General features: G+C 66.6%; 21 protein-coding genes. 8 read left to right on the forward strand and 13 right to left on the reverse strand.

Annotated elements, in window-relative coordinates; translation table 11 throughout:
* Positions 1–47: 47 nt before the first annotated feature.
* The 4 genes from LDH66_RS21465 to LDH66_RS21480 form a co-directional block, all read right to left on the reverse strand.
* Complete coding sequence (locus LDH66_RS21465; protein ID WP_226483124.1) at positions 48–1,040, reverse strand: ornithine cyclodeaminase family protein; 993 nt, start codon at positions 1,038–1,040, stop codon at positions 48–50.
* Positions 1,041–1,159: 119 nt separating this feature from the next.
* Positions 1,160–1,933: a class I SAM-dependent methyltransferase gene (locus LDH66_RS21470; protein WP_226483125.1), complete on the reverse strand. Its 774-nt coding sequence runs from the start codon at positions 1,931–1,933 to the stop codon at positions 1,160–1,162.
* A 354-nt stretch (positions 1,934–2,287) separates the two neighbouring features.
* Entirely contained in the window at positions 2,288–3,952 is a 1,665-nt protein-coding gene (gene thsA / locus LDH66_RS21475) for a thermosome subunit alpha (protein ID WP_226483163.1), read from the reverse strand.
* Positions 3,953–4,048: 96 nt separating this feature from the next.
* Complete coding sequence (locus tag LDH66_RS21480; RefSeq protein WP_226483126.1) at positions 4,049–5,455, reverse strand: sensor histidine kinase; 1,407 nt, start codon at positions 5,453–5,455, stop codon at positions 4,049–4,051.
* Positions 5,456–5,636: 181 nt separating this feature from the next.
* Between LDH66_RS21480 and LDH66_RS21485 the strand changes: the two genes are divergently transcribed.
* Positions 5,637–6,887: an FIST signal transduction protein gene (locus tag LDH66_RS21485; protein ID WP_226483127.1), complete on the forward strand. Its 1,251-nt coding sequence runs from the start codon at positions 5,637–5,639 to the stop codon at positions 6,885–6,887.
* A 43-nt stretch (positions 6,888–6,930) separates the two neighbouring features.
* Positions 6,931–7,230, forward strand: a complete 300-nt coding sequence (locus LDH66_RS21490; RefSeq protein WP_226483128.1) for a hypothetical protein — start codon at positions 6,931–6,933, stop codon at positions 7,228–7,230.
* A gap of 120 nt (positions 7,231–7,350) precedes the next feature.
* Here LDH66_RS21490 and LDH66_RS21495 read toward each other — a convergent pair whose 3' ends face one another.
* The 4 genes from LDH66_RS21495 to rio1 form a co-directional block, all read right to left on the reverse strand.
* Entirely contained in the window at positions 7,351–7,899 is a 549-nt protein-coding gene (locus LDH66_RS21495; protein WP_226483129.1) for a KH domain-containing protein, read from the reverse strand.
* Positions 7,900–8,009: 110 nt separating this feature from the next.
* Positions 8,010–8,513, reverse strand: a complete 504-nt coding sequence (locus LDH66_RS21500) for a metallophosphoesterase family protein (protein WP_226483130.1) — start codon at positions 8,511–8,513, stop codon at positions 8,010–8,012.
* 76 nt (positions 8,514–8,589) lie between these two features.
* Positions 8,590–9,807: a tryptophan--tRNA ligase gene (locus LDH66_RS21505; RefSeq protein ID WP_226483131.1), complete on the reverse strand. Its 1,218-nt coding sequence runs from the start codon at positions 9,805–9,807 to the stop codon at positions 8,590–8,592.
* A gap of 231 nt (positions 9,808–10,038) precedes the next feature.
* On the reverse strand, positions 10,039–10,914 hold the full coding sequence (gene rio1, locus LDH66_RS21510) for a serine/threonine-protein kinase Rio1 (protein ID WP_226483132.1): 876 nt from the start codon (positions 10,912–10,914) through the stop codon (positions 10,039–10,041).
* 165 nt (positions 10,915–11,079) lie between these two features.
* On the opposite strand from rio1, the gene LDH66_RS21515 reads away from it, so the two are divergent.
* The 4 genes from LDH66_RS21515 (at position 11,080) to ligA (ending at position 15,538) form a co-directional block, all read left to right on the forward strand.
* Positions 11,080–11,469: a 2Fe-2S iron-sulfur cluster-binding protein gene (locus LDH66_RS21515; RefSeq protein WP_226483133.1), complete on the forward strand. Its 390-nt coding sequence runs from the start codon at positions 11,080–11,082 to the stop codon at positions 11,467–11,469.
* Positions 11,470–11,535: 66 nt separating this feature from the next.
* Positions 11,536–12,933 carry a selenium-binding family protein gene (locus tag LDH66_RS21520; RefSeq protein ID WP_226483134.1) on the forward strand — a complete coding sequence of 466 codons (1,398 nt, stop codon included), beginning with the start codon at positions 11,536–11,538 and terminating at the stop codon, positions 12,931–12,933.
* 34 nt (positions 12,934–12,967) lie between these two features.
* Entirely contained in the window at positions 12,968–13,342 is a 375-nt protein-coding gene (locus tag LDH66_RS21525) for a 2Fe-2S iron-sulfur cluster-binding protein (RefSeq protein ID WP_226483135.1), read from the forward strand.
* A 93-nt stretch (positions 13,343–13,435) separates the two neighbouring features.
* A complete protein-coding gene (ligA, locus tag LDH66_RS21530) occupies positions 13,436–15,538 on the forward strand; it encodes an NAD-dependent DNA ligase LigA (RefSeq protein WP_226483136.1) in 2,103 nt (700 codons plus the stop codon).
* A gap of 430 nt (positions 15,539–15,968) precedes the next feature.
* Here the strand turns inward: ligA and LDH66_RS21535 are convergent, their stop codons facing one another.
* The 5 genes from LDH66_RS21535 to LDH66_RS21555 form a co-directional block, all read right to left on the reverse strand.
* A complete protein-coding gene (locus LDH66_RS21535) occupies positions 15,969–16,157 on the reverse strand; it encodes a multidrug transporter (RefSeq protein ID WP_226483137.1) in 189 nt (62 codons plus the stop codon).
* Between the two features lie 53 nt (positions 16,158–16,210).
* A complete protein-coding gene (locus LDH66_RS21540; protein ID WP_226483138.1) occupies positions 16,211–17,215 on the reverse strand; it encodes an ArsA family ATPase in 1,005 nt (334 codons plus the stop codon).
* A 96-nt stretch (positions 17,216–17,311) separates the two neighbouring features.
* The gene (locus LDH66_RS21545; RefSeq protein ID WP_226483139.1) at positions 17,312–18,271 is read right to left on the reverse strand and encodes an ABC transporter permease; all 960 of its coding nucleotides are present in this window, start codon (positions 18,269–18,271) and stop codon (positions 17,312–17,314) included.
* The gene (locus LDH66_RS21550; protein ID WP_226483140.1) at positions 18,268–19,194 is read right to left on the reverse strand and encodes an ABC transporter ATP-binding protein; all 927 of its coding nucleotides are present in this window, start codon (positions 19,192–19,194) and stop codon (positions 18,268–18,270) included. The genes LDH66_RS21545 and LDH66_RS21550 overlap by 4 nt, the downstream gene beginning before the upstream one ends.
* Before the next feature lie 126 nt (positions 19,195–19,320).
* The gene (locus tag LDH66_RS21555; protein WP_226483141.1) at positions 19,321–19,590 is read right to left on the reverse strand and encodes a DUF7967 family protein; all 270 of its coding nucleotides are present in this window, start codon (positions 19,588–19,590) and stop codon (positions 19,321–19,323) included.
* 125 nt (positions 19,591–19,715) lie between these two features.
* Here LDH66_RS21555 and LDH66_RS21560 point away from each other — a divergent pair, with 125 nt between their 5' ends.
* Both LDH66_RS21560 and LDH66_RS21565 read left to right on the forward strand, forming a co-directional pair.
* On the forward strand, positions 19,716–20,426 hold the full coding sequence (locus LDH66_RS21560) for a hypothetical protein (RefSeq protein ID WP_226483142.1): 711 nt from the start codon (positions 19,716–19,718) through the stop codon (positions 20,424–20,426).
* A gap of 26 nt (positions 20,427–20,452) precedes the next feature.
* On the forward strand, positions 20,453–22,270 hold the full coding sequence (locus tag LDH66_RS21565; protein WP_226483143.1) for an excinuclease ABC subunit C: 1,818 nt from the start codon (positions 20,453–20,455) through the stop codon (positions 22,268–22,270).
* The last annotated feature ends 26 nt before the right edge of the window (positions 22,271–22,296 follow it).

The raw sequence follows: 22,296 nt of genomic DNA on the forward strand, positions 1-22,296 counted from the left end.
ACGGATGCGGGTCGCGTCGATGACCTAACGGCCGGCGAACGGACCGCCTACTGACCGGTATCGATCATCCCGAACCCGTATCCGGCGTCGTTCTCGCGGGCGGTCTCGTAGACGACCCGGGCGGCCGCGACGTCCTGAATCGCAAGCCCGGTCGAATCGAAGACGGTGATACCGGTCTCGTCGGTCCGGCCCGCCGCCGCATCGACGACGAGTTCGCCGATCTCGGCGTGGATGTCCGCGTCGGTCAGGATCCCCTCGCCGTAGGGGACGTTGATCTCGCCCGAGTGGGTACACTGCTCGTGGTCGTCGATTACGATCCGCGCCGCGCCCAACAGCTCGTCTTCCAGTTCGTGTTTCCCCTCGGCGTCGGCTCCGATCGCGTTGATGTGCGTGCGCTCGCCGACGTCCTCGAGTCCGACGATCGGGTCCTCGACGGGCGTCACGGTCGAGAGCACGTCGCAGTGACCCGCCTCCGAAATCGAGCCGGCCCGAACGTCGAACCGGTCGGCGAAGGCCTCGACGAACCGCTGAACGCGTTCCTCGTCGGGGTCCGAGACGACGACCTCTTCGATCGATCGGACCTCGCTGATCGCCTCGAGTTGGGTGTACGACTGAACGCCGGCCCCGACGAGGCCGAGGCTTGAGGCGTCCGCGACGGCGAGGTAGTCGGTGGCGACGGCCGCGGCGGCCCCCGTCCGCTTCATCGTGAGCGTCGTCCCGTCCATGATCGCCAGCGGGAAGGCGGTCTCGGGATCGGAGTAGATCATCGTCCCCAGCACCGTCGGGAGGTCGTGATCCGCCGGGTTGTCGGGGTGGACGTTGACCCACTTCAGCCCCGCGGCGTCCCAGTCGCCCGTGTCGAGATAGGCGGGCATCGACCGGAAGTCGCCGTTGTACTGCGGGAGGTCGATATAGGACTTCGCGGGCATTTGGGAGTCACCGCGTTCGAATGCCGCGAATGCCTGTTCGACCGCATCGATGACGTCGGACAGTCGCGCGAACTCGTCGACGTCGTCGCTGTCCAGAAGAAGCGTGTTCATACTGGCGAATATTGCGGGCTCGTACTTAATTCGTCGTGAATCGACGGATGCGTGCGAGACGAGAGCATCCGTTATACGATCCGATAGCATCGCTCCGACGACAATTGACTCGGAGACGATCAGGCCGTCGCCCGGAGCAACACGACGCCTGTCCGGTACGACGCGAGCCGCTCCCCGTCGCCGTCGGACTCGTACCGAAACTCGAACGCCTCCTCGAGACCGTCCGGCGCATCGGACAGCAGGGTTCGGATCGCTCGCCGATCGGCAGCCGGTACGTCCATGCGATCGAGCCACGCGTCGACCTCGAGTCGCCGACTCGTTTCCTCGACCGCGTCGACCGTCAGCCCCGTCTCCGCGAGCCAGTCGAGCCACTGCGCCGGGGAGTAGGTCTCGACGTGGCCCGAATCGCGGAGCCGTTCGATTCGATTCACGTACGCCGCTAACTCGGGATCGGCCGGGACGCAGAGGTCCTCAAGCGCGAGTACACCACCCGGCGCGAGCACGCGTTCGACCTCCGCGAGGAACGCTTCGGGATCCGGAAAGTGATGCGCGGCGAACCGGCAGGTGACCGCGTCGAAGCCGTCCGACGAGAAGGGCAGTCGCTCGGCGTCGACGACGGCTCCCTCGAGCCCGTCGTACTCGGCCGTCGCCGTCGCGACCATCTCCGGCGAGAGATCCGCCGCGACGACGCGGGACACACTGCGGTCGGCGAGGGTACCGGCGACGTGACCGCCACCGGTGGCCACATCGAGGACCCGCGTCGCGTCCGCACACCAGTCGACGAGTCGCTCGAGGTCGGCGCCCTCCTTGAGGACGGCACCGTCCCGATAGCCGTCCGCGGCGTCCCCGAAGGCCGTCGCGACGTCGCGCTTTCTGTCGGCGTCTTTCGTCACGGCCACCACTTGTAGAGAAAAGCACATGAGCGTTGCGTGGGGACCGGTCGCGAGGGGGTCATCGCTCGAGGGTGGGTTCGATGAGAGCAGAGCTATACGAACGACGAACGAATCCGAAAGACGGGATTCGGGAGCGACAACGAAATATGGAGAAATGGGCCGACTCGGTGGAATCGAGATGGGCTAGTCGAAACGGCGGGTCGATACGAGCGGCGTCCTCCGTTCCTCGCCGCGAGGGCCGCAGGCCCGAGCGGGCCGACGACCGATGTGAGCGGAGTGAACGGAGGGAGGAGTGCTTTTATACTAAATTTTGCCGAGGGCCGCCGAAGGCGGCCCGCAGAGCAAAATTTAGTTTTACATCATGCCGCCCATGCCGCCGCCCATACCGCCCATGCCGCCGCCCATGCCACCGGGGCCGCCGGCGGGCATGTCTTCGTCGTCGTCGTCGTGGGAGACCGCGAGGTCGCCCGCGGCGATGACGTCGTCGATGCGGAGCAGCATGACGGCCGCCTCGGTGGCGGACTCGATGGCCTGGGTCTTCACGCGGAGCGGCTCGTAGACGCCCTCGGCGTCCATGTCGATGGTGTCGCCGGTGTAGGCGTCGAGACCGGCAGCGGTGTCGCCGCCGTCGTGGGCGCTGCGAAGCTCGACCAGCGAGTCGATGGGATCGAGGCCCGCGTTCTCGGCCAGCGTGCGCGGGATGACCTCGAGCGCGTCGGCGAAGGCCTCGACGGCCAGCTGTTCGCGGCCGCCGACGGAGTCGGCGTAGTCGCGCAGCGAGAGCGAAACGTCGATCTCGGGTGCGCCGCCGCCGGCGAGCACCTTGCCGTCCTCGATGGTCGTCCGGACGACGCCCAGCGAGTCCTCGACGGCGCGGTCGATCTCGTCGATGACGTGCTCGGTGCCACCGCGGAGGATCAGGGTGACGGCGCGCGCGTCCTCGACGTCCTCGACGAAGATGCGCTGGTCGCCGGCGATCTCCTTCTGTGCGACGCTGCCGGCAGCGCCGAGATCGTCCTCGGTCAGGTCGTCGACGCTCGAGACCGGCGAGGCACCGGTCGCGCGAGCGAGCTGGGCCTGGTCGCTGGACTTGACGCGACGGACGGCGATGATGCCCTCCTGTGCGAGGTAGTGCTGGGCCATGTCGTCGATACCGCCGTCGACGAAGACGACGTCAGCGCCGACGTCGGCGACCTGTTCGGCCATCTCGCGCAGCTGTGCCTCTTCCTGTTCGAGGAACTGCTCGAGCTGGTCGGGGTCGGTGACGTTGACCTCGGCGTCGATCTCGGTCTCCTTGATCTCGAGATCGCCGTTGACGATCGCGACATCGGCGTCCTCGGCGAAGTACGGCATGTTCTCGGAGACGCGCTCCTTGTCGATGATGACGCCCTCGACGAGCTCGGAGTTCTCGACCGAGCCGCCGACGACCTTCTCGACTTTGATGTTGTCCGTGTCGACGCCGTCGTCGTCGGCGACCGCGCGAACGGCCTCGACGATGAGCGACGAGAGGAGGTCCTTGGCGTTCTCCGCGCCCTTGCCGGTCATCGCCGTCGCGGCGATCTGCTCGAGGATCTCGGTGTCGTCCTCGTCGACGTCGATGGCGATCTCTTCGAGAGCCGCGGTGGCTTCCTCGGCGGCCTCTCGGTACCCCTGGGCGAGGGTGGTCGCGTGGATGTCCTGGTCGAGGAGGTCCTCGGCCTGGCTGAGGAGTTCGCCGGCGACGACGACGGCGCTCGTCGTACCGTCACCGACTTCCTCTTCCTGCGTCTCGGCGACTTCGACGATCATGTCGGCCGCGGGATGATCGATCTCCATCTCCGAGAGCAGGGTGACACCGTCGTTCGTGACGATGACGTTGCCCGAGGAGTCGACGAGCATCTTGTCCATCCCCTTCGGGCCGAGCGTCGTCCGAACCGATTCGGCGACGGCCTTCCCGGCCTGCACGTTCATCGACTGCGCGTCCTCCCCGGAGGTTCGCTGGCTGTCCTCCGAGAGTACGATAAGGGGCTGGTTGCCCATCTGCTGTTGAGCCATAGTCAAGGGAACGATTGTTTGTTGTTCTATATAAGGTTTTCGTTTGTGGTACGGGCGACCCCCGTTCCGTACGGGAGTTTTTCACACGCCGTCGATCTCGAATCGGGCACCGCCGTGGTCGCCGTCGGTCACGGAAAGATTCCAGCGGTGGGCGTCGACGATCTCGCGGACGATATGGAGTCCGAAACCGGTCCCGTCGTCGCTGTCGGTGTACCCGCGCTCGAAGATTCGGGACCGCTCCGGGGCCGGAATTCCGGGGCCGTCGTCGGCGACGAAGAACCCGTCACCGTCGCCGATCGTTCCGACCGTGACGACGACCCCGTCGTCCGCTCCGCTTCCGTCACTGTCGTCGCCGGCCTCCGGCCGACTGCTCGGAGAGCCAGGTTCTACACTGTCGTCGGCTGCTGACTGACTGCTCGGAGAGCCGTGCTCTACAGCGTTCCGAAAGAGGTTCTCCAGCAACTGTCGAAGCCGATCCGGGTCGGCATCGAACGTCATCGAGTCCGTGACGCGGAGCGTCGCATCGGGCGTCTCGACGGTTCCCCAGGCCCGTCGAGCGGCCGAGTCGAGGTTGACCGGTTCCGCGTCGTCGATCCCCTGGCCCTGCCGAGCCAGGGTCAGCGTGTGCTCGATGATCCGATCGATGCGCTCGTGGGCGTCTTTGACCTCCTGAACGTACTCCTCGTCGCCGGTCTCGACGGCCATCTCGAGGTAGCCCTCAGCGACGGACAGCGGGTTCCGCAGGTCGTGCGAGACGATGTTCGCGAAGTCCTGGAGGTCCTTGTTTTTGCCCTTGAGTTCGGCGCGGTCGTCCTCGAGCGATCGGATCCGGCGGCGGCGCTCGATCGCACCGACCGCCGCCGTCGCGATCGGCCGGAACGTTCGGACATCGATCTCGCTCACCGCGTCAGCGTCGACGTCCCCGAGTCGGACGATTCCCAACGTCTCAGACGGGATGACGAGTTCGGTCGACGCTACGGTGGTTGGTTCGTCCGATCGGAACGACGACCACCACGGGTCCACACCGTCGGTAATCGGTTCGATCTCGAAGCGGGCTTCGGCCTCGGGCGTGACGACCTCTGGGACGAGTTCGGATCGGAGTCCGTCGTACCGGTAGACGGCGACTGTGGTCGTATCGAAGAATTCGTCCGCGATGTCGGTCACCGACTCCGTAATCCCCTCGATCGTTTCCGACTTGACGAACGATCGGACGGCGGCGTCGATGACTTCTGATCGAGACTGATCGGTGCCATCGTCGCCACTGTCGTCGACGTCGTCCGTCCCCGTCGGCGGATCGTCGACGTCGAGGCTCTCGACCCATCGCTCGACGGCGTCGGTCGAGAGCCCGGTGAGCGCGGCGATCTCCGCTGTCGAACGGCCCCGGTGAGACGCCAGCGCCACCAGCAGGCCGTCCCGGGTGGCCGACGGCTCATCTGCCAAGACGGCCTCGACGGCGTCAGTGTCCGACAGCGGGTCGAGATCGGACATTGGCTTGCAGATAGTAACGAAACGGCATAGTCATTGTGGGCCGTCGAGGGCCACTCGCGGGCGGGCCGCGTTCGAACTGTCTCCGCGTCTCTTCGCCGTCTCGAGTCGGAGTAGACGTCGCTGCAGATGGGACGGACAGTATGTTTATATGAATGTGCCCCCATCCTTGGCAGTAGTATCGATGAGCGAGATTCTCGCCGGAGTCGGCCACGCGACCGACGACGACCCGACGGCGGCCGGCCGACGCGCAGCCCGCGCCGCACGAGACGACCTCGACGGTGAGGAACGGCTCGCGTACGCATTCGGCTCGAGCGAGTACGACCAGACCGCGTTACTCGGCGGTATCGAGGACCGCCTCGACTGTCCGATCGTCGGCTGTTCGACGGCCGGTGAAATCGCCCACGCCCAGTCGTACACGGAGAGCGTCGTCGTGCTCGCGCTCGCGGGCGACGGCATTCGTCCCGGTATCGGATCCGCATCGGGATTCGACGAGCATCCGAGACAAACGGGAATGGAAGCGGCCTCGGCGGCCGTGGACGAACTCGGCGATGGGGCCATTCCGACGACGGTATCGACGTCCGAGTCGGACCGCCGGCGCTGGTACCCGAAACTGCTCGTGAACGCGTTCGGACCCGGCCTGACCGGTAGCAAGGAGTGGGCGCTGATCGGCGTCCAGGACGCGCTGGGCTGGGCGCATATTTCCGGCGGATTCGCGGCCGACGACTGGAAACTCGACTCGACGTGGGTCTACCGGGACGGCGAACCAGTGCAGGATTCGATGACGGTCGCCGCGATGGACGTCGACGTCAAGACCGGCATCGGCGTTGCCAACGGCCTCCGCGAGACCGAGCACACGTTCACCGTGACGAGAGCCGAGGAGAACCGCCTCTACGAACTCGACGGCAAACCCGCGCTCGAGGCCTACCGCGACCGCTACGGCGACCGGGTGACCCAGGAACACTTCCTGCTGACCCATCCGCTCGGAACGGACGACGACGGGGACGAGAACCACATCGCGATGCTCACCGAGGTCGACGAGGCGGAGGGATCGATGATCGTCGGCGAGCAACCGCTCGAGGAGGGCCAGGAACTGACCGTCATGGATACGTCGGCCGACGCGGTCCTCGACGGCGTCGAGACCGCTGTCGATCGGGCGCTGACGGCCGCTGGCGGTCCAGAGGACATCGCGGCCGTCCTGGTGTTCGATTGCAACTGCCGGTGGTTTCACCTATCGGACGAGGAGACTCGCAACGCCGAACTCGACATCGTCAGAGAGCGCGTCGGGGCGGACGTTCCGGTCGCCGGGTTCTACAGCTACGGAGAGATCGCGACGCCGAACCCGCTGTGGAGCGACGATCCGCGGTCGCTCATGCGCCAGGACGTCCACCATCAGAGTATCGCCATCGAGGTCATCACCAATGAGTCGCTGTAACCGCGCGTCCGACGCGACGCTCGAGAGCGTGTAATCCATGTCCATGACGAACGAACCTCCCGGCTACACCGCACTGATTCAGGCCGCGATCGACCGGGAGAAAGACATTCTGGGACCGGACGACGCGGTCGACTGTGCCGAGTCGGTCGACGGGCTCGTCGTCGATAGTGACGGGACCGTCGTCGACGTTGAACGCGACGAGCAGGCCGTCCTCGGTGACCTCGTCAACGCGTACGTGGCGACGGCGGGCGACGTGGCCGCGTTTCTCATCGCCCGTCGCCTCGAGAACATGTGTGACCGGGAGTCCGTCGAACTCCCCGACAACCTCGCGAAACACATGTGACTCGCGGAAGAATACTCGACGGTGACTCGCGGAAGAATACTCGATGCCTCAGCGGCCGTCGGTCGTAACTCGCCGTCCGAGAACGACCGCGGGACAGCGATCGATGATAGCGGCTCGCAATCAGCCGGAGAACCGGTGATACTCCATCCCCTTGTGTTTCATCTCGTTGTGTTTCTCCTCGAGGAAGGAGTAGACCGCGCCGTGTGGCGCGCCGTCTAAGAGCATCTCGGCGGCGCTGCGGACGGCGTCGACCTCCTGGGGTGCGCCGATGATGCCCAGCGTTGAGCCGTAGATGACGACGTCGGCTCCAGTCAGCTCTTCCATCAGTTCGCGAGTTCGGCCGCCCTCACCGATGAGCCGACCCTTCTTGCGTTTCATGTCGTTTTTGTTGCGCGCGGCGGCGTCGATATCGACGACGTCGAACAACATCATGTCGTCCTCGAGCAGTCGCAGGGCGTCCTCGGGTGCGAAGCCGCGGCCGATCGCGCGAACGATTTCCGGGCCCTTGAGGCCGAGCACGGGGTCGCCGACCGTCTCGACGGCGACGGAGCCGTTCTCCGAGTCGATGTCGAGCCGTACTTCGGCCTCCGCCTCGATCTCGCGCATCGTCTCGCCGCCTTCGCCGATGAGAACGCCGATGCGGTCCTGCGGAATCTTCACGTGCTGCATACAGTCTGCTACTGGCTGGGTGAGGTTAAGCGCTTGGTCCGCGAGCACCGGGTGAGTCGTGGCACCGACGCACGCGGCTATCTCGAGTCACGCGGCGGTCGAATCCGGGCCTAGCCGAGAACCGAGCGAAACTCCACCGACTCCGAGCGCGTGTCGAGGATCGCCACGGTACGGTCGTCCTCGGACTTCGTCAGGAAGTGTGCACCAGGGTTGAGTACCGTCGTTCGGCCCTCCTCCGAGAGTTCGCGCTCGTGATGGTGGCCGTAGCAGACGAAATCGTAGGTCTCGCCGGCGGCGATCGCTTCGACTTCGGCTTTGCTCTCGCCGTGGAGCACTGCAAACGAGAGGCCATCGAACTCGAGGTCGGCGAACCGGCCGTGGAGTTCGCTCTCGCCGCCCAGTCCGTCGAACGCGGCCCGGAGGTTGGCCACGTCACCGTCGTTGTTCCCGAGGACCCCGTGGAGTTCGAACTCGTCGAAGTAGGGGACCATCAGCGGCGCGACGAAGTCGCCGCAGTGGACGACGGTCTCGACGCCCTCCTCCCGGAAGATCTCCGTCGCGCGCTCGGTCGCCTCGGCGTTGTCGTGGGTGTCCGAAATGATCCCGACGTTCATACGCGTTCCCGCGAGAGCGAGCCACTAAGGCGTTCGGGGCCGCCGTGCGTCGGCGGATTGAACGGATCGAATACGCTCACGGCTCGAGGCCCGTCGGCACGCCCGCCCGCTCGAGCGCCCGTCGCCGCTCCCCGTCGGTCAGCCGGAAGGGATCGAGCTCGGTCTCGAGCGGTCCCAGTTCCCCGCGCCGGCGCTGGTGTGCGTCGAGAAAGTCGGTGATCCGCTCGATCGCGATTTCCTTCAACTCGCCGCTGAGCAGTTCGCCCGCTCGATAGTCGGCGGCGATCCGCTCAAGCCGCTTGTCGTCGGCTTCGAAGAAGAATCGGAGGTACTGAAAGGGAACGTCGACGGTCGGATCACCGCCGTTCTCACGGTGGTCCTCGAGGGTCGCCCGACCGCCAGTGTACGCGTGCGTTCGGATCGTCTCGGCGACCGTTTCGGGGTCTGCGGTGAGTTCGATCGACGGCGCATCGCCGGAGGAACTCATCTTCCCTGGCCCCTCGAGGCTCGGGAGGAAACGCCCGAGCAGCGCGCCCGGTTTTTCGACCGGCAATGCCTCCTTCGCGGCGACGTCGCGACAGACGCGGACGTGAGGGTCCTGATCGACGGCGATCGGGACCAGCGTCGGTCGACGGCCCGCGACGAGTTGCGGGAGCAGGAGGTGAGTCGCCTGCACGGCGGGGTAAAACTGCAGGCCGACGGTGTCCTGATCGCCGTAGACGGTGTCGACCGTGGCCGGCGTGAGGTGCGTCGCGAGGCGAAGCGCGATCGGGTAGATCACGTCCGCGTCGGCGGTGTCGACGATGATCCGCGTCCGGTCGGGGTCGAAGCCGACGGCGAGGATGTCCCGTAGGTTCTCGCGGGTGTGCTCGCCGATGGCGTCGAACGACTGGTCCTTCGCGAGGAACTTCTCGTCGTCCGAGAGCGGGATATAGACCGTCGCGCCGGTCTCCTGCTGGAACCGCTTCGCGAGGTACAGCGGGAGGACGTGCCCCAGGTGCATCGGTCCCGAGGGGCCGCGACCGGTGACGACCGCGTGCGGATCGCTGGCCGCAGCGGCCTCGAGGTAGTCGTCGACGTCGCGTCCCGCGTAGAACGTTCGGCGACGGAGTAAGGGGTGATCGGGGAAGCGAGCGATCTGCTCGTCGGTGAGCGACTCGGCACCGAACCGCTCGAGGAGTTTCTCGTAGTTGATCTCCCCCTCGACGGCGTAGGGGGTGACGGTGAACTCGTCGGCGGTCGGCCGTGATTCGGTACGAGCGGTGCTGTCGGCGGGTTCGTCTGGTTCTGTCATTCGTGTCGTGGGGTCGACTGCAGCGGCTGGAAGACGATACGGATCGAAAACGAGCGGAGGGAGCGTTCGCCGCCGCAGTCGCCGGGTTAGGCCGCGTCGCCCGCCGCGACGACACTGTCCGCTCTCGAGAGGGGTTGCCAGCGCCACTGCCACTCGAGAGCGGTCGTCACTGTTGCGTTCTTTTCAGACGGCAGTAAAGAGCGTTTCGGAGAATATCGAGGTCTCCGATCGTCAGTCTCGAGACGGATCCGGCTCCGGGTTCGTGACGAACTCGAGTAAGTCGTCTTCGGTGACCTCGAGCCCCTGTCGCGAGAAAAAGCCCGCCACGTTCCGGCAGTCGCGCTCCAGGAACTCGCGGCTGTTGGGATGGTGGATCGTCACCGCCTGACCGAGATCGATGAAGACGAGTTGTCCCTCGGTCTCGTCGAAGACGACGTTGTACTCGCTCAGATCGCCGTGGATCAGCCCCGCCGAGTAGAGGCGACGCATGTACTCGCGCATGACCTCGTAGGCGGTCCGCGGGTTCTCGATCTGGACCTCGCCGAGCCGTTTCGCGCGGCCGTCCTCGTTCCCGATGTACTCCATGACCAGCACGTTGCGCTCGGTGGCGATCGGTTCCGGAACCCGCACGCCGGCTGCCTGCGCTCGTCGGAGGTTCGCCAGTTCCTTCTTGGTCCACGCGAGCACGACGTCCTTCTTCTTGCCGCCGAGGCCCTCGAAACGGGGGTCGCCCTCGAGGTAGTCGCGCATCTGACTGAAGTTCGAGGCGTTGATCCGGTAGATCTTGACCGCGACCTCGCGGTCGTCGCCCAGCGCGTGGTAGACGTTCGCCTCCTTGCCCGTCGAGAGCGGCCCGCCGAAGGCCTCGACGTAGCCGTCCTGGACGAGCTTGTACAGCGCCGCGAAGGTCGCGTCGTCGAACACCGACTGCTCGACCTTGAACTGTTCGGCGTCCTTGATGCGCTCTTCGAACTGCTCGAACTCCCGGTCGCGCTTCCGTGCGATCCGATCGGCCTCGGTCTCCGAGACGTCGATCTCCTCCCACTCGTCGCCCGGGGTGTCGGCTTCCTCGAGGTCGACCAGTCCGAACTCCGTTCCCTGTCCCATCTGTCTCCGTCTACGGGCCGGGTGCGGGTAAGTACTGGGTCTCGATCGACGGTTCCGATCCGACCGTGGCCGGGCGAGCGGACACGTTCCCCTTTTTTCGCTGTCGGTCCTAGGACCGATCATGAGTACCATGACCGAACGACGGCCGACAGTCGAGGGCCACCGATGACGAGCTACGACGTCACCCTCGAGTGGACGGACGGCCGAACCCGGACGATCGCCGTGTCTGAGAGCCAGACCGTCCTCGAGGCGGCCCAGCGGATCGGCGTCCGACTGCCGTACGACTGCCGGAGCGGGACCTGCATCACCTGCGTCGGCCGACTGATCGGGCTCGAGGGCGAGGCCGCGGAGAGCGACGACTCCGGCGAGAGCGAGGCGGACCGGCCGCTCGACGCCGCGGACGGGTTCACTTATCAGCGGACCCCGCAGGCGCTGACCGACGACGAACGCGCGGACGGCTACGTCCTGCTGTGTATCGCCTCGCCGCGAGCCGACTGCCGTATCGAGGTCGGGCCGCGAGTACGTGCCGAAGTCGGTGACAGCCCCTGGGCGTAGTCCCCCCGTCCGGTCTCGTCGCGGGACCCGGCTAGACTTATCTCCGTGCTCGTAGTGGGGCCACCCATGAGTGGAAGTGACACGCAACGAGGCGCGGAGCCGGAGCACGACCACGAGCACCACCACCACGAGGGGCCCGGCTACGCGACGCCGCAGGCCGCCATCGAGGAGAGCGAACGGGAGAAGCTGGCATACGTGATGAGCCTGTACGTCGGCACGGACGTCGATGCGTCGGACTTCGTGGCGGTCGTCGACCTCGATCCGGACTCAGACACCTACTGCGAGATCGTCGATCGGATCGAGATGCCCGAGCGCGGCGACGAACTCCACCATTTCGGGTGGAACGCCTGCTCGTCGTCCTGCCACATGGACGGCCTCGAGCGGCGGCACCTGATCGTCCCCGGCCAGCGCTCCTCGCGGATCCATGTGATCGACGCGAAAGACCGACGAAATCCGGAACTGGAGACGGTGATCGAACCCGAGGAGGTCTTCGAGTACGACCTCTCGGCACCGCACACCGTCCACTGCATCCCGGACGGGGAAATCCTGATCAGCATGCTCGGCGACGCCGACGGCGAACTGCCGGGCGGGTTCCTCGAGTTGAACGATGACTTCGAAATCGAGGGCCGGTGGGAGCCGCCAGGCGAGATAGAGATGAACTACGACTACTGGTACCAGCCCCGTCAGAACGTGATGGTCTCGAGCGAGTGGGCCGCCCCCAAAACGTACTACCCTGGGTTCGACCTCGACGACGTCGAGGACGGCAACTACGGCCAGCGACTGAACTTCTGGGACTGGGAGGAGGGCACCGTAGAACAGACCATCGACCTCGGCGAGGAGGGGCTGATTCCCCTCGAGGTGCGATTCCTCCATACCCCCGAGTCGACCCACGGGTTCGTGGGGGCCGCGCTCTCGTCGAACGTCTTCCACTTTTACGAAGACGACAACGAGTACCGCGCCGAGAAGGTGATCGACTTCGAGAGCCGGGAGCACGACGACTGGGACATGCCGGTCCCCGCCCTGCCGACGGACATCCTGATCTCGATGGACGACCGCTACCTGTTCGGCTCGAACTGGCTCCACGGCGACGTCTGGATGTACGACATCTCGGACCCGTCGAACCCGCGACGGGCCGACTCCCTGTCGGTCGGCGGCACCTTCGGCGAGAGACAGGAAGTCCAGGGTCGTGAACTGGCCGCCGGCCCGCAGATGCTGCAGCTCTCGCTGGACGGCGAGCGGCTCTACTGGACCACCTCGCTGTTCTCCTCGTGGGACGACCAGTTCTACCCCGAGGAGGCCGATCGCGGCTCGGTGATGCTGAAAGCCGACGTCGATCCTCGGAAGGGAACGATGGAACTCGACGAGGACTTCCTCGTCGACTGGGGCGAGTGTCCCGAGGGCCCGGCCCGCGCCCACGAGATCCGGTGGCCCGACGGCGACTGCACGAGCGACGTCTGGCAGTGATCGCTGCGGGTGATCGGCCGGGGACGCCGGAGCCGTGACGAGCCACGACGTGACCCTCGAGTGGCCCGACGGCCGGACGCGGACGATCGCGGTCCGCGAGGACGAGACGGTGCTGGAAGGAGCCGAACGGGTCGAGATCGGGCTCCCGTTCGGCTGTCGGACCGGTGCCTGCGGGACCTGTACGGGACGGTTACTCGCGATTGACGGGACGAAACGCGGAGACGGCGTCGATACGGGAGGGGGCGATGTCGAAGCCGCGTTCGCGTATCGCCGTCCGCCTCGAGCCCTGAAGGATCGACACCGGGACGACGGCTACGTACTGCTGTGTATTGCCTCGCCGCGGACTGACTGTCGGATCGCGGTCGGCTCGAGCGTCCACACCGAACTGGTGGAGAATCCCTGGAAGTGACGCGTTTCGACCCGATCGAGCCGATAGCGACGCGAAGCGGCCGACACGCAGTCAGTACTGTTAACGGGGGCGAACGGCTACCCTCGGGCAAGAATGCCAGTCGCCGACAAGGACGCGGACGAAGACAACCCCTATCTCCGGGATCCGCCGACCGACTTCGCACCGGTCGAGGAACTCTCGGAGGCCGAAGCCGAGCGCCAGGTCGAACTGCTCCGAGAGGCCGTCCGCGAACACGACCGCCGATACTACGTCGAGAGCGAGCCGCTGATCGCTGATCGAACCTACGACGCGCTGTTCGCCCGCCTGCGCGACCTCGAGGACGCCTTCGGCCTCGACCATCCCGACAGCCCCACCCGAAGCGTCGGCGGAGAACCGATCGAGGAGTTCGAGACGGTCGAGCACGTCGCGCCGATGCTCTCGATCGATCAGAGCGGCGAGGAGGAGGACGTCCGGGAGTTCGACGAGCGCGTGCGACGAGAGTTACGTGCCAGCGGGCACGCAGGCGACGTCCGATACGTCTGCGAACCCAAGTTCGACGGTGTCTCCATGGAATTCGTCTACGAGGGCGGGAGCTTCGAGCGCGCCGTGACGCGCGGCGACGGCCGCGAAGGGGACGACGTCACGCGCAACGCGCGCACGATCGGTTCCGTTCCGCAGCAACTCCACGGCGACTACCCCGAGTTCCTCGCGGTTCGGGGCGAGGTCTACATGCCGAAGGACGCCTTTCAGGCGCACAACCGCGAGCGCATCGAGCGCGGCGAGGAGCCCTTCGCCAACCCGCGAAACGCCACCGCCGGCACCATCCGCCAGCTCGATCCAGCGATCGTCGCCGAGCGCCCGCTCGAGGTCTTCTTCTTCGACGTGCTCGAGGCCAGCGACCTCGAGGACTCCCACAGCGCCGAACTCGAGCGATTTCCCGACTGGGGGCTGCGAGTCACCGACCACGTCGAACTCGCGGCCGACGTCGACGAGGCGATCGACTACCGCGACCGCATGCTCGAGGCCCGCGACGACCTGGACTACGAGATCGATGGCACCGTCATCAAGGTCGACGACCGCGAGGCTCGAGAGGAACTCGGGCGGACGGCCCGTCACGACCGCTACGCGTTCGCCTACAAGTTCCCGGCCCGCGCGGAGGTGACGCCGATCGTCGACGTGGCGGTCCAGGTGGGGCGAACGGGGCGGCTGACGCCGGTCGCGCTGCTCGAGCCGGTCGACGTCGGCGGCGTCACCGTCTCGCGAGCGAGCCTGCACAACCCCGAAGAGATCGCCGAGAAGAACGTCAATATCGGCGACACGGTACGAGTTCAGCGCGCGGGCGACGTGATCCCCTACGTCGAGGAGGTCGTCGAGAAGGACAGCGAGGGCCACTACGAGATGCCCGACACCTGCCCCGTCTGCGGCAGTCCAGTCGAGCGCGACGGCCCGATGGCCTTCTGTACCGGCGGGCTGGGCTGTGACGCCCAGCTCCGGCGCTCCATCGAGTACTACGCCGGCGACGACGGCCTCGACCTCGAGGGACTCGGCGAACAGAGCGTCCGCCAGCTCGTCGACGCCGGGCTGGTCGACTCCGTCGCGGACCTCTACGAACTCGAGCGCGAGGATCTCACCGACCTCGAGGGCTGGGGCGAGACCAGCGCCGAGAACCTGCTCGAGGAGATCGACGCCAGCCGCGAGCCGCCGCTTCCGGACTTCGTCTCGGCGCTGGGTATCCCCCTCGTCGGCCCGACGACGGCCCGCGAACTCGCCCGCGAGTTCGGGACCTTCGAGGCGTTCCGTGAGGCGGCCGAGACCGAGCCCGAGCGACTCGAGGGCGTCAGCGACGTCGGTGACACCGTCGCCGAGACGATTCACGAGTTCTTCGCGAGCGAGGCGAACGCCGAGGTCGTCGACGGCGTGCTCGAGCACGTCTCGCCCCGAGAGGTCGACGTCGAGACCGGCGGCGACGAACTCGAGGATCTGACGTTCGTCTTCACCGGCTCGCTCGAGGGGATGACCAGGGGTGAGGCCCAGGAACTCGTCGAGACCCACGGCGCAAGCGCGACGGGAAGCGTCTCGGGCAACACGGACTACCTCGTCGCCGGCGAGAATCCAGGTGCGACGAAACGAGAGGACGCACGGGACGAGGACGTGCCGATCCTCGAGGAATCCGAGTTCCGCGCGCTGCTCGCCGACGAGGGGATCGACCTCGAGTGACCGCCGCCGATCGACCCGAGGAGGCGCTGTCGGGGAGCGAACAGCCCGTCGGAGCCGCGGGAGCTATTTGATTCGGACGAGTCGCTCGTTCCAACATTCCTGACAGGTCGTTTCGTTGGTCTCGTAGGTGCACCCGCAGTTCGAGCATCGATAGATTCTCTGTTCCGTTTTCGACCGATACAACCGTCGTAAGTACTTCTCGATACGCTTCATGTGGAGCAGTAGCGTGCCAGCTACGACCTCGAGCAGTCGGTGACCGAGTATAAGCTTCGTGGCTAGTATAGTTTATATTACAATATCGGCGGAGAGAAGATGGTGACAGTCGGACGATCGATACCCGAATCGAAGCGACGAACGACGGAGTCACTGTCTTTCTCTCTCTCTCTCTCTCTCGTTGATCCCGCCACGAGGAGTAACGATGAAAGCCGGATCAGCCGCGACGGCTGAGAAACACGGCGACCGCGATACCGGCGGCAACGATGCCGATCAGCGTCGGGACGAGCCGTCCGGAGCCCCACTCCCAGCCGAGGACCTGCGTGCCGACGATCGCGACGAGCGCGACGGCGACGCCGATCGCCGTGATGAGCGGTGACGAGTTCCGGCCGAGCGAGAGCGCCATGGGAGAGTGTATACCGCATGACACCATGAATGTGGGGTGATCCGCCGCCGCGATTAGGTCGGCAGTCGATCGGCGATCGCCGCGAGCGATTCCCGGCCCTGCGCCTCACCCTCGAGATCGGGGAGCGTCACCACCTCGAGGTCCGGAAACGTCGACCGAATTTCCGCGAGCCGTTCCTCGTGGCGTTCCTGGCGCGACCGACAGCGCGGACAGCCCTCGTGGGGATCTTCGAGCACGCGGTTCACGACCAGCCGTTCGACCGACACGCCGGCCTCGCGGAGTCGCTCGACAAGCCGCCGGGTCTCCGAAATCGCCATCGACTCCGGCGTGAGTACCACGCGAAACTCGGTCCGCTCGGGATCGACGAGCAACTCTCGAGCGCGCTCGAGGCGGGCCTGAAACACCGCGAGGCTCTCCGCCTCGTCGTCGCTCTCGCCGGTCATCATCGACATCGGGCCGAGCACCGCCGTCTTGGCCGCGTTCCCGATCCGCTTGGCCTGTCCGCGAAGCGACCGGGCCGTCTCGAGCGCTAGCCCCATCACGTCGGGCATGTCGAACAGCCGCAGGGTGTGGCCCGTCGGCGCGGTGTCGAAGACGACGGTGTCCCATCGGCCCGAGTCGACGTACTCGACCAGTAGATCGAGCGCCGCGATCTCGTCGCTACCGGCCGGCGCACCCGTCGCGAAGAGCCGTTCGACCTCCTCGTCGGACAGGCTGATACCGGCACTCCGGAGGTCCGACGCCAGCGCCCGCGCCAGTTTCTCGTAGCGCTCCCGCTGTGTCTCGGGATCGATCTCGACGGCCCACAGGCCGCCCGCTCGGTCCGAATCCGTGGCGGACGCCGTCGCAGTTCCGTCGCCATCGGGAGCGACGGGAGCCTCGAGTTCGGTCGGTTCCGGCCCGATATCCGCCTCGAGCGAGTCGGCGAGCGAGTGAGCGGGATCGGTCGAGACGACGAGCGTCTCCCGGCCGGCGGCGGCCAGCGAGCGGCCGGTCGCGGCCGCACAGGTCGTCTTGCCGACGCCGCCCTTGCCGCCGTAGAAGATGCAATCGGTCATAGCCGCGGGTACGACGGCCGCGACCGTAAACGGATTCCCGGCCGAAAACGAGTCACCGCCGCGTCGCCCGGTCGTTGAACGAGACCGGCTCCGCGATCAGATGTCGACGCGGTCGAACTGGTAGAGTGCGACGGCCATCGGGACGACGATCCAGAACAGCAGGATGACGAGGGAGAACCAGTCCTGCAGATAGAACGGGAGTCCGTCGGGGAAAGCGGCCTCGTTGAACGTCGTCCCGATATTCTCGCCCGAGAGGCCGCTGAACAGCGTGATGGTGTTCTGATACGCGTTCCCCGGATCGATCATATCGATGAAGAGCGCCCAGTTGGGCAACCGAGTCATCTCTACCTCCTGACCGGTGAAGCTCGTCCCCATGTAGGAGACGCCCTCGATGTGTCCCCTGTTCATGAGGATGGTGAGCCCGCGCCGAATCGAGTTCCAGACGATATAGAAGAGGACGAAGACGCCGAACATCGCCGCGCCGGCCATCGTCGTCGACCGCGTCACCGAGGACAGCGAGACGGCGATGGCCATGTACGCGAGTCCGTACACGATCGTCATCGCCAGGAAGGCGATGTACGCGGGGAAGGAGAACTCGGTGACAGCGACCGCGACGGCGAACATCCCGATGAGAAAGCCGATGCCTAACGACAGCGAGAGCACGGCCGTCCGGCCCAGTAGCTTGCCCACGAGGACGTCCTTTCGGGAGTGGGGCAGCGACAGCAAGACCTTGATGCTCCCCGTCTCGCGCTCGCCGGCGATGGACTTCCAGCCGAGTATGAGCGCGATCAGCGGGATGACGAGCCGACACACCTCACTGATGAGACTGATGAAGCTGAGCGTCGTCAGTTGCTCGAACTCCGCCCAGGCCAGAAAGCCCGCCAATGCGGCCATCAGCGTGAAGAAGAATACGCTCAGTCCCCAGAATAGCCACGACCGGACCGAGTCCTGGAAGTCCTTCTTCGCGACCGCACGCACGCTCTCGAGATTGATCGAACTCGACGCCGAGCCGCTCGCGGCTGTCGTTTCGGTGCCGGTGCCGGTTTCGGAACTCATCGCGCGTGCACCTCCGCGTCCGTCGTGTACGACTGGAAGACATCGTCGAGCGACGCTTCGGTGGTCGAGAAGTCCTGTACCTCGATGCCGCGGTCCTCGAGCGCGGAGAGGACGGCGGTCTTCGAGCCGTCGACCGTGACGATGATCGTCGGCGGGTTCTGTCCCTCGACGGTGGCGTTGCTGACGTCCGGCAGCGAGCGGACCGCCTGCAGGGCGTCGTCGTCGATCCGATCGACGGTGACGCGCAGCGTCGTGCCGCCCTTGACGGAGTCGCGCAGCCCCTCGACGGAGTCGACGGCGACCATCTCGCCGTCGCGCAGAATACCGACGCGGTCACAGACCGCCTCGACCTGCTCCATGATGTGACTCGAGAAGAAGACGGTCGCGCCCCGTTCGTTCTCCTCGCGGACGATGTCGCGCATCTCGCGGGCCCCGTTGGGGTCGAGACCGGTAGAGGGCTCGTCCAGGATCAGCAGGTCGGGTTCGCCGACCAGCGACATCGCGAGCATGAGCCGCTGGGCCATCCCCTTCGAGTAGCCGCCGGCTTTCTTGTCGATCGCGTCGACGAGGCCGACGCGCTCGAGCAGTCGTTCGGGGTCGGCGTCGGCGTTTTTGGACTCGATGGCGAACTCGAGGTGTTGGCGGGCGGTCAGGCGGTCGTACAGTTGAACGCCTTCGGGGAGGACGCCGGTCCGCTGCCGGATCGCCCGGCTCTGTCGCTGGGCGTCCATCCCGAGAACGCTGACCTCGCCGGCCGTCGGGCGAGCGAAATCGAGAACGATGTTGATCGTCGTCGATTTCCCGGCCCCGTTGGGACCGAGGAAGCCGAACACTTCGCCCTCTTCGACCTGAAAGGAGAGGTCGTCGAGCGCGAGGGTCTGACCGAAGGATTTGGTCAGATTGTCGACTGTGATAGCGGGCATAGCTGTGTCGTCGCAGCGTTGCCCGAAAAGGGTTGTGACATCACCGCTACAGGACCGACGGCCGAAATAGTCCGTTTCGACGCCGGTAGCGCGTGATTTCTACAGTACCGGGCGCGGATAAAACCCTCAGATCTGATCGTCGGGATCGTACTGTTCTGCGGTCCGATCGACTTCCTCGGCGTAGCGCTCCCGGGTCTCCTCGTCGGTGACCGGCTCGAGCTCGTCTTCGGGAATCTCGGTGGCCGCGGTGACCGCGCCACCGGTTCGCAGCGACGTCGAAGATCGTTCCCGTTGCTGGTAGCGCGAGCCGTCGGGCGTCGCGTAGACGATCGTGACGAGGTTGCGGTCGTCGAACGTTCGTTCGACCAGCCAGCACTGGACCGTCGAGTCACTCATACGAAACGTGTTGGCGGTCGAGCACCGAGAATGTATCGAGTCGATTCCGCGAGAAGGCGGCCCCTACTCGCCCGAACGAGCCCCGACGTACTTGGGGGTCGGCGTCGGAGGAGTGACGACTACCGATGGCCGAAACCCGACGCGAGCGCGTCGAGCAGTGGCGCGACCACGTCGACGAGCTGTGCCACGACGGGGAGCGCGTCGAACACCGCACGGACCTCGAGAACGCGACCGTCGCCGTCACGAACCAGCGCGTCCTGGCGCTGACGGCCGACTCGAGCGACGGGAACTTTCGAAGCGTCGACCGGCCGAACGTCGGGACCGTCACCGTCGAGACGAGCGAGCGATTGAGCCACCTCTGTGCGGCGATCGTCGCCGCGCTCGTCGGCGTCGGCGTCCTCGCGGTGGCGACGGACGCCAGCTTCGCGACGCTCGTGCCGGGCGTCGACCTCGAGGGCGTCGGTTCGATTCCGCAACGGAACGCGCTGACGCGACTCGCCGAGAGCGCGCTCGCGGCCGTCGAAGCGACGCTCGTACTGGTCGAGTGGGGCGTGCTCGTGCTCGGCGTCGCCGCGCTCGCGCTCGCCGCCGGTCTCGTCGGCTCCTATCTGCGATCGCGCTCGCGGCGGCTCGTGCTCCGGGTGAGCGGCGACGACGACCTCGTGCTCCCGGCCGGCGGCGATCTGGACGACGGGGCGGTCGCCGATCTCGAGCGAGCGATTCGGCCGGGATCGGCGTCGACGCTCGAGGGGGCGAGCGACGGCGGCGGTGCCCGAGCGACCGGTGAGCGACGCTCCACCGGCGATCGAGCGACCGGTGCCGAGGAGTCAGGCTGAAACCGCCTGACCACGTAGGCCCGCCGATGAACGCCGATGGGGTTCGCGAACGCGCCGGGTCGTTGCCCCGCGAGCCGGGGGTCTACCAGTTCCGCGAGAGTGACACCACCCTCTACGTCGGGAAAGCGGTCGATCTGCGGGATCGGGTCCGGTCCTACGCCGATCCCCGCAGCGCGCGGATCCGCCGGATGGTCGGCCGCGCCGACGACGTCGAGATCGCCGTCACCGACACCGAGACGCAGGCCCTGCTGCTCGAGGCGAACCTGATCAAGCGCCACCAGCCGCGGTACAACGTCCGGCTCAAGGACGACAAGTCGTATCCGATGGTCCAGTTGACCGACCACGACGCCCCGCGGATCGAGATCACGCGCGATCCCGACGAGTCCGCGACCGTCTTCGGGCCCTACACGAGCAAGGGACAGGTCGAGACCGTCGTGAAGGCCCTGCGGGAGACGTACGGCGTCCGCGGCTGTTCGGACCACAAGTACGCGGGCCGCGATCGGCCGTGTCTGGACTACGAGATGGGGCTCTGTACCGCGCCCTGTACTCGGGAGATCGACCTCGAGAGCTACGGCGAGGACGTCACCGCCGTCGAGCGCTTCCTCGAGGGCGAGACGGGGATCCTCGCGGACCCGCTGCGTCGAGAGATGGAGGCAGCGGCCGAGGCGCAGAACTTCGAGCGCGCGGCGAACGTGCGGGATCGCTTAGAGACCGTCGAGGCCTTCCACGGCGAGGGCGGCGAGGCGGTCCAGTCGATCGGCGACGAACGAGGCGTCGACGTCCTCGGTGTCGCCATCGAGGGCGAGGACGCAACGGTCGCCCGACTGCGAGCCGAAGACGGCAAGCTGGTCGACCGGGACCGCCACACGCTCGAGGCACCCGGCTCCGCCGGGACAGGAGTCGACGCGGCCGGCGAGGCGGACGGCGTCCCCAGCGTTCTCGCCGCCTTCATCGTCCAGTACTACGCCGAGCGCGAGCTGCCCGACGCCCTCCTCCTGCCCGAACGCCACGGCGACGAGGAGGTCGCGGCCTGGCTCGCGGCCGAGGGCGTCTCGGTCCGGGTGCCGGGCGCGGGCCGAGAGGCGAAGCTCGTCGAACTCGCGCTGAAGAACGCCCGGCGAAACGTCGGCCGGCGCGACGAGTGCGGGATGCTCGCCGACGCCCTCGAGATCGAGTCGGCCCGGCGGATCGAGGGGTTCGACGTGAGCCACGCCCAGGGAAAGGCGGCGGTCGGCAGCGACGTCACCTTCGTCGACGGCAGCGCCGAGAAGGCGGACTATCGGCGGAAGAAGCTCACGGACCAGAACGACGATTACGACAACATGCGGGCCCTGCTCGAGTGGCGGGCCGCTCGCGCCGTCGAGGAGCGAGACGACCGGCCCGATCCCGATCTGTTGCTGATCGACGGCGGCGAGGGACAGCTCGAGGCCGCCCGCGACGCGCTCGAGGCGGTCGGCTGGGACGTCCCGGCGGTCGCGCTGGCGAAGGCCGAGGAGCGCGTGATCGCGCCCGACCGGATTCCCGCGAGCGAAGCGAGTGGGAGCTCGTCGCGAGCGAAGCGAAGCTACGTAGGGTTCTCGTGGCCGAGCGACGCACCGCACCTGCACCTCCTCCAGCGCGTACGCGACGAGGCCCACCGCTTCGCCGTGCAGTACCACCAGACCGTCCGCGACGAGGTCAAGACGGTGTTAGACGACGTACAGGGGATCGGCCCCGAGACGCGAAAGCGGCTCCTGGGTCGGTTCGGCAGCGTCGAAAACGTCCGCGAGGCGAGCGTGGACGACTTGGAGAGCGTCGACGGGATCGGCGAGAAGACGGCGGAGACGATCAAATCACGACTCTGACGCGCTCTTGATGCCGTCACAGACTT

The sequence above is a fragment of the Natrinema amylolyticum genome (genome assembly GCF_020515625.1).
In the GTDB taxonomy this organism is placed as follows: domain Archaea; phylum Halobacteriota; class Halobacteria; order Halobacteriales; family Natrialbaceae; genus Natrinema; species Natrinema amylolyticum.

Excerpts from the sequence above, each read along its gene's own strand:
- rio1 (WP_226483132.1), bottom strand. The coding sequence starts at position 10,914 with ATGGGACAGGGAACGGAGTTCGGACTGGTCGACCTCGAGGAAGCCGAC.
- LDH66_RS21555 (WP_226483141.1), bottom strand. The coding sequence starts at position 19,590 with ATGAGTGACTCGACGGTCCAGTGCTGGCTGGTCGAACGAACGTTCGAC.
- LDH66_RS21505 (WP_226483131.1), bottom strand. The coding sequence starts at position 9,807 with ATGACAGAACCAGACGAACCCGCCGACAGCACCGCTCGTACCGAATCA.
- LDH66_RS21565 (WP_226483143.1), top strand. The coding sequence starts at position 20,453 with ATGAACGCCGATGGGGTTCGCGAACGCGCCGGGTCGTTGCCCCGCGAG.
- LDH66_RS21550 (WP_226483140.1), bottom strand. The coding sequence starts at position 19,194 with ATGCCCGCTATCACAGTCGACAATCTGACCAAATCCTTCGGTCAGACC.
- LDH66_RS21545 (WP_226483139.1), bottom strand. The coding sequence starts at position 18,271 with ATGAGTTCCGAAACCGGCACCGGCACCGAAACGACAGCCGCGAGCGGC.
- LDH66_RS21515 (WP_226483133.1), top strand. The coding sequence starts at position 11,080 with ATGACGAGCTACGACGTCACCCTCGAGTGGACGGACGGCCGAACCCGG.
- LDH66_RS21465 (WP_226483124.1), bottom strand. The coding sequence starts at position 1,040 with ATGAACACGCTTCTTCTGGACAGCGACGACGTCGACGAGTTCGCGCGA.
- ligA (WP_226483136.1), top strand. The coding sequence starts at position 13,436 with ATGCCAGTCGCCGACAAGGACGCGGACGAAGACAACCCCTATCTCCGG.
- LDH66_RS21560 (WP_226483142.1), top strand. The coding sequence starts at position 19,716 with ATGGCCGAAACCCGACGCGAGCGCGTCGAGCAGTGGCGCGACCACGTC.
- LDH66_RS21485 (WP_226483127.1), top strand. The coding sequence starts at position 5,637 with ATGAGCGAGATTCTCGCCGGAGTCGGCCACGCGACCGACGACGACCCG.
- LDH66_RS21540 (WP_226483138.1), bottom strand. The coding sequence starts at position 17,215 with ATGACCGATTGCATCTTCTACGGCGGCAAGGGCGGCGTCGGCAAGACG.
- LDH66_RS21495 (WP_226483129.1), bottom strand. The coding sequence starts at position 7,899 with ATGCAGCACGTGAAGATTCCGCAGGACCGCATCGGCGTTCTCATCGGC.
- LDH66_RS21535 (WP_226483137.1), bottom strand. The coding sequence starts at position 16,157 with ATGGCGCTCTCGCTCGGCCGGAACTCGTCACCGCTCATCACGGCGATC.
- thsA (WP_226483163.1), bottom strand. The coding sequence starts at position 3,952 with ATGGGCAACCAGCCCCTTATCGTACTCTCGGAGGACAGCCAGCGAACC.
- LDH66_RS21520 (WP_226483134.1), top strand. The coding sequence starts at position 11,536 with ATGAGTGGAAGTGACACGCAACGAGGCGCGGAGCCGGAGCACGACCAC.
- LDH66_RS21480 (WP_226483126.1), bottom strand. The coding sequence starts at position 5,455 with ATGTCCGATCTCGACCCGCTGTCGGACACTGACGCCGTCGAGGCCGTC.
- LDH66_RS21490 (WP_226483128.1), top strand. The coding sequence starts at position 6,931 with ATGACGAACGAACCTCCCGGCTACACCGCACTGATTCAGGCCGCGATC.
- LDH66_RS21500 (WP_226483130.1), bottom strand. The coding sequence starts at position 8,513 with ATGAACGTCGGGATCATTTCGGACACCCACGACAACGCCGAGGCGACC.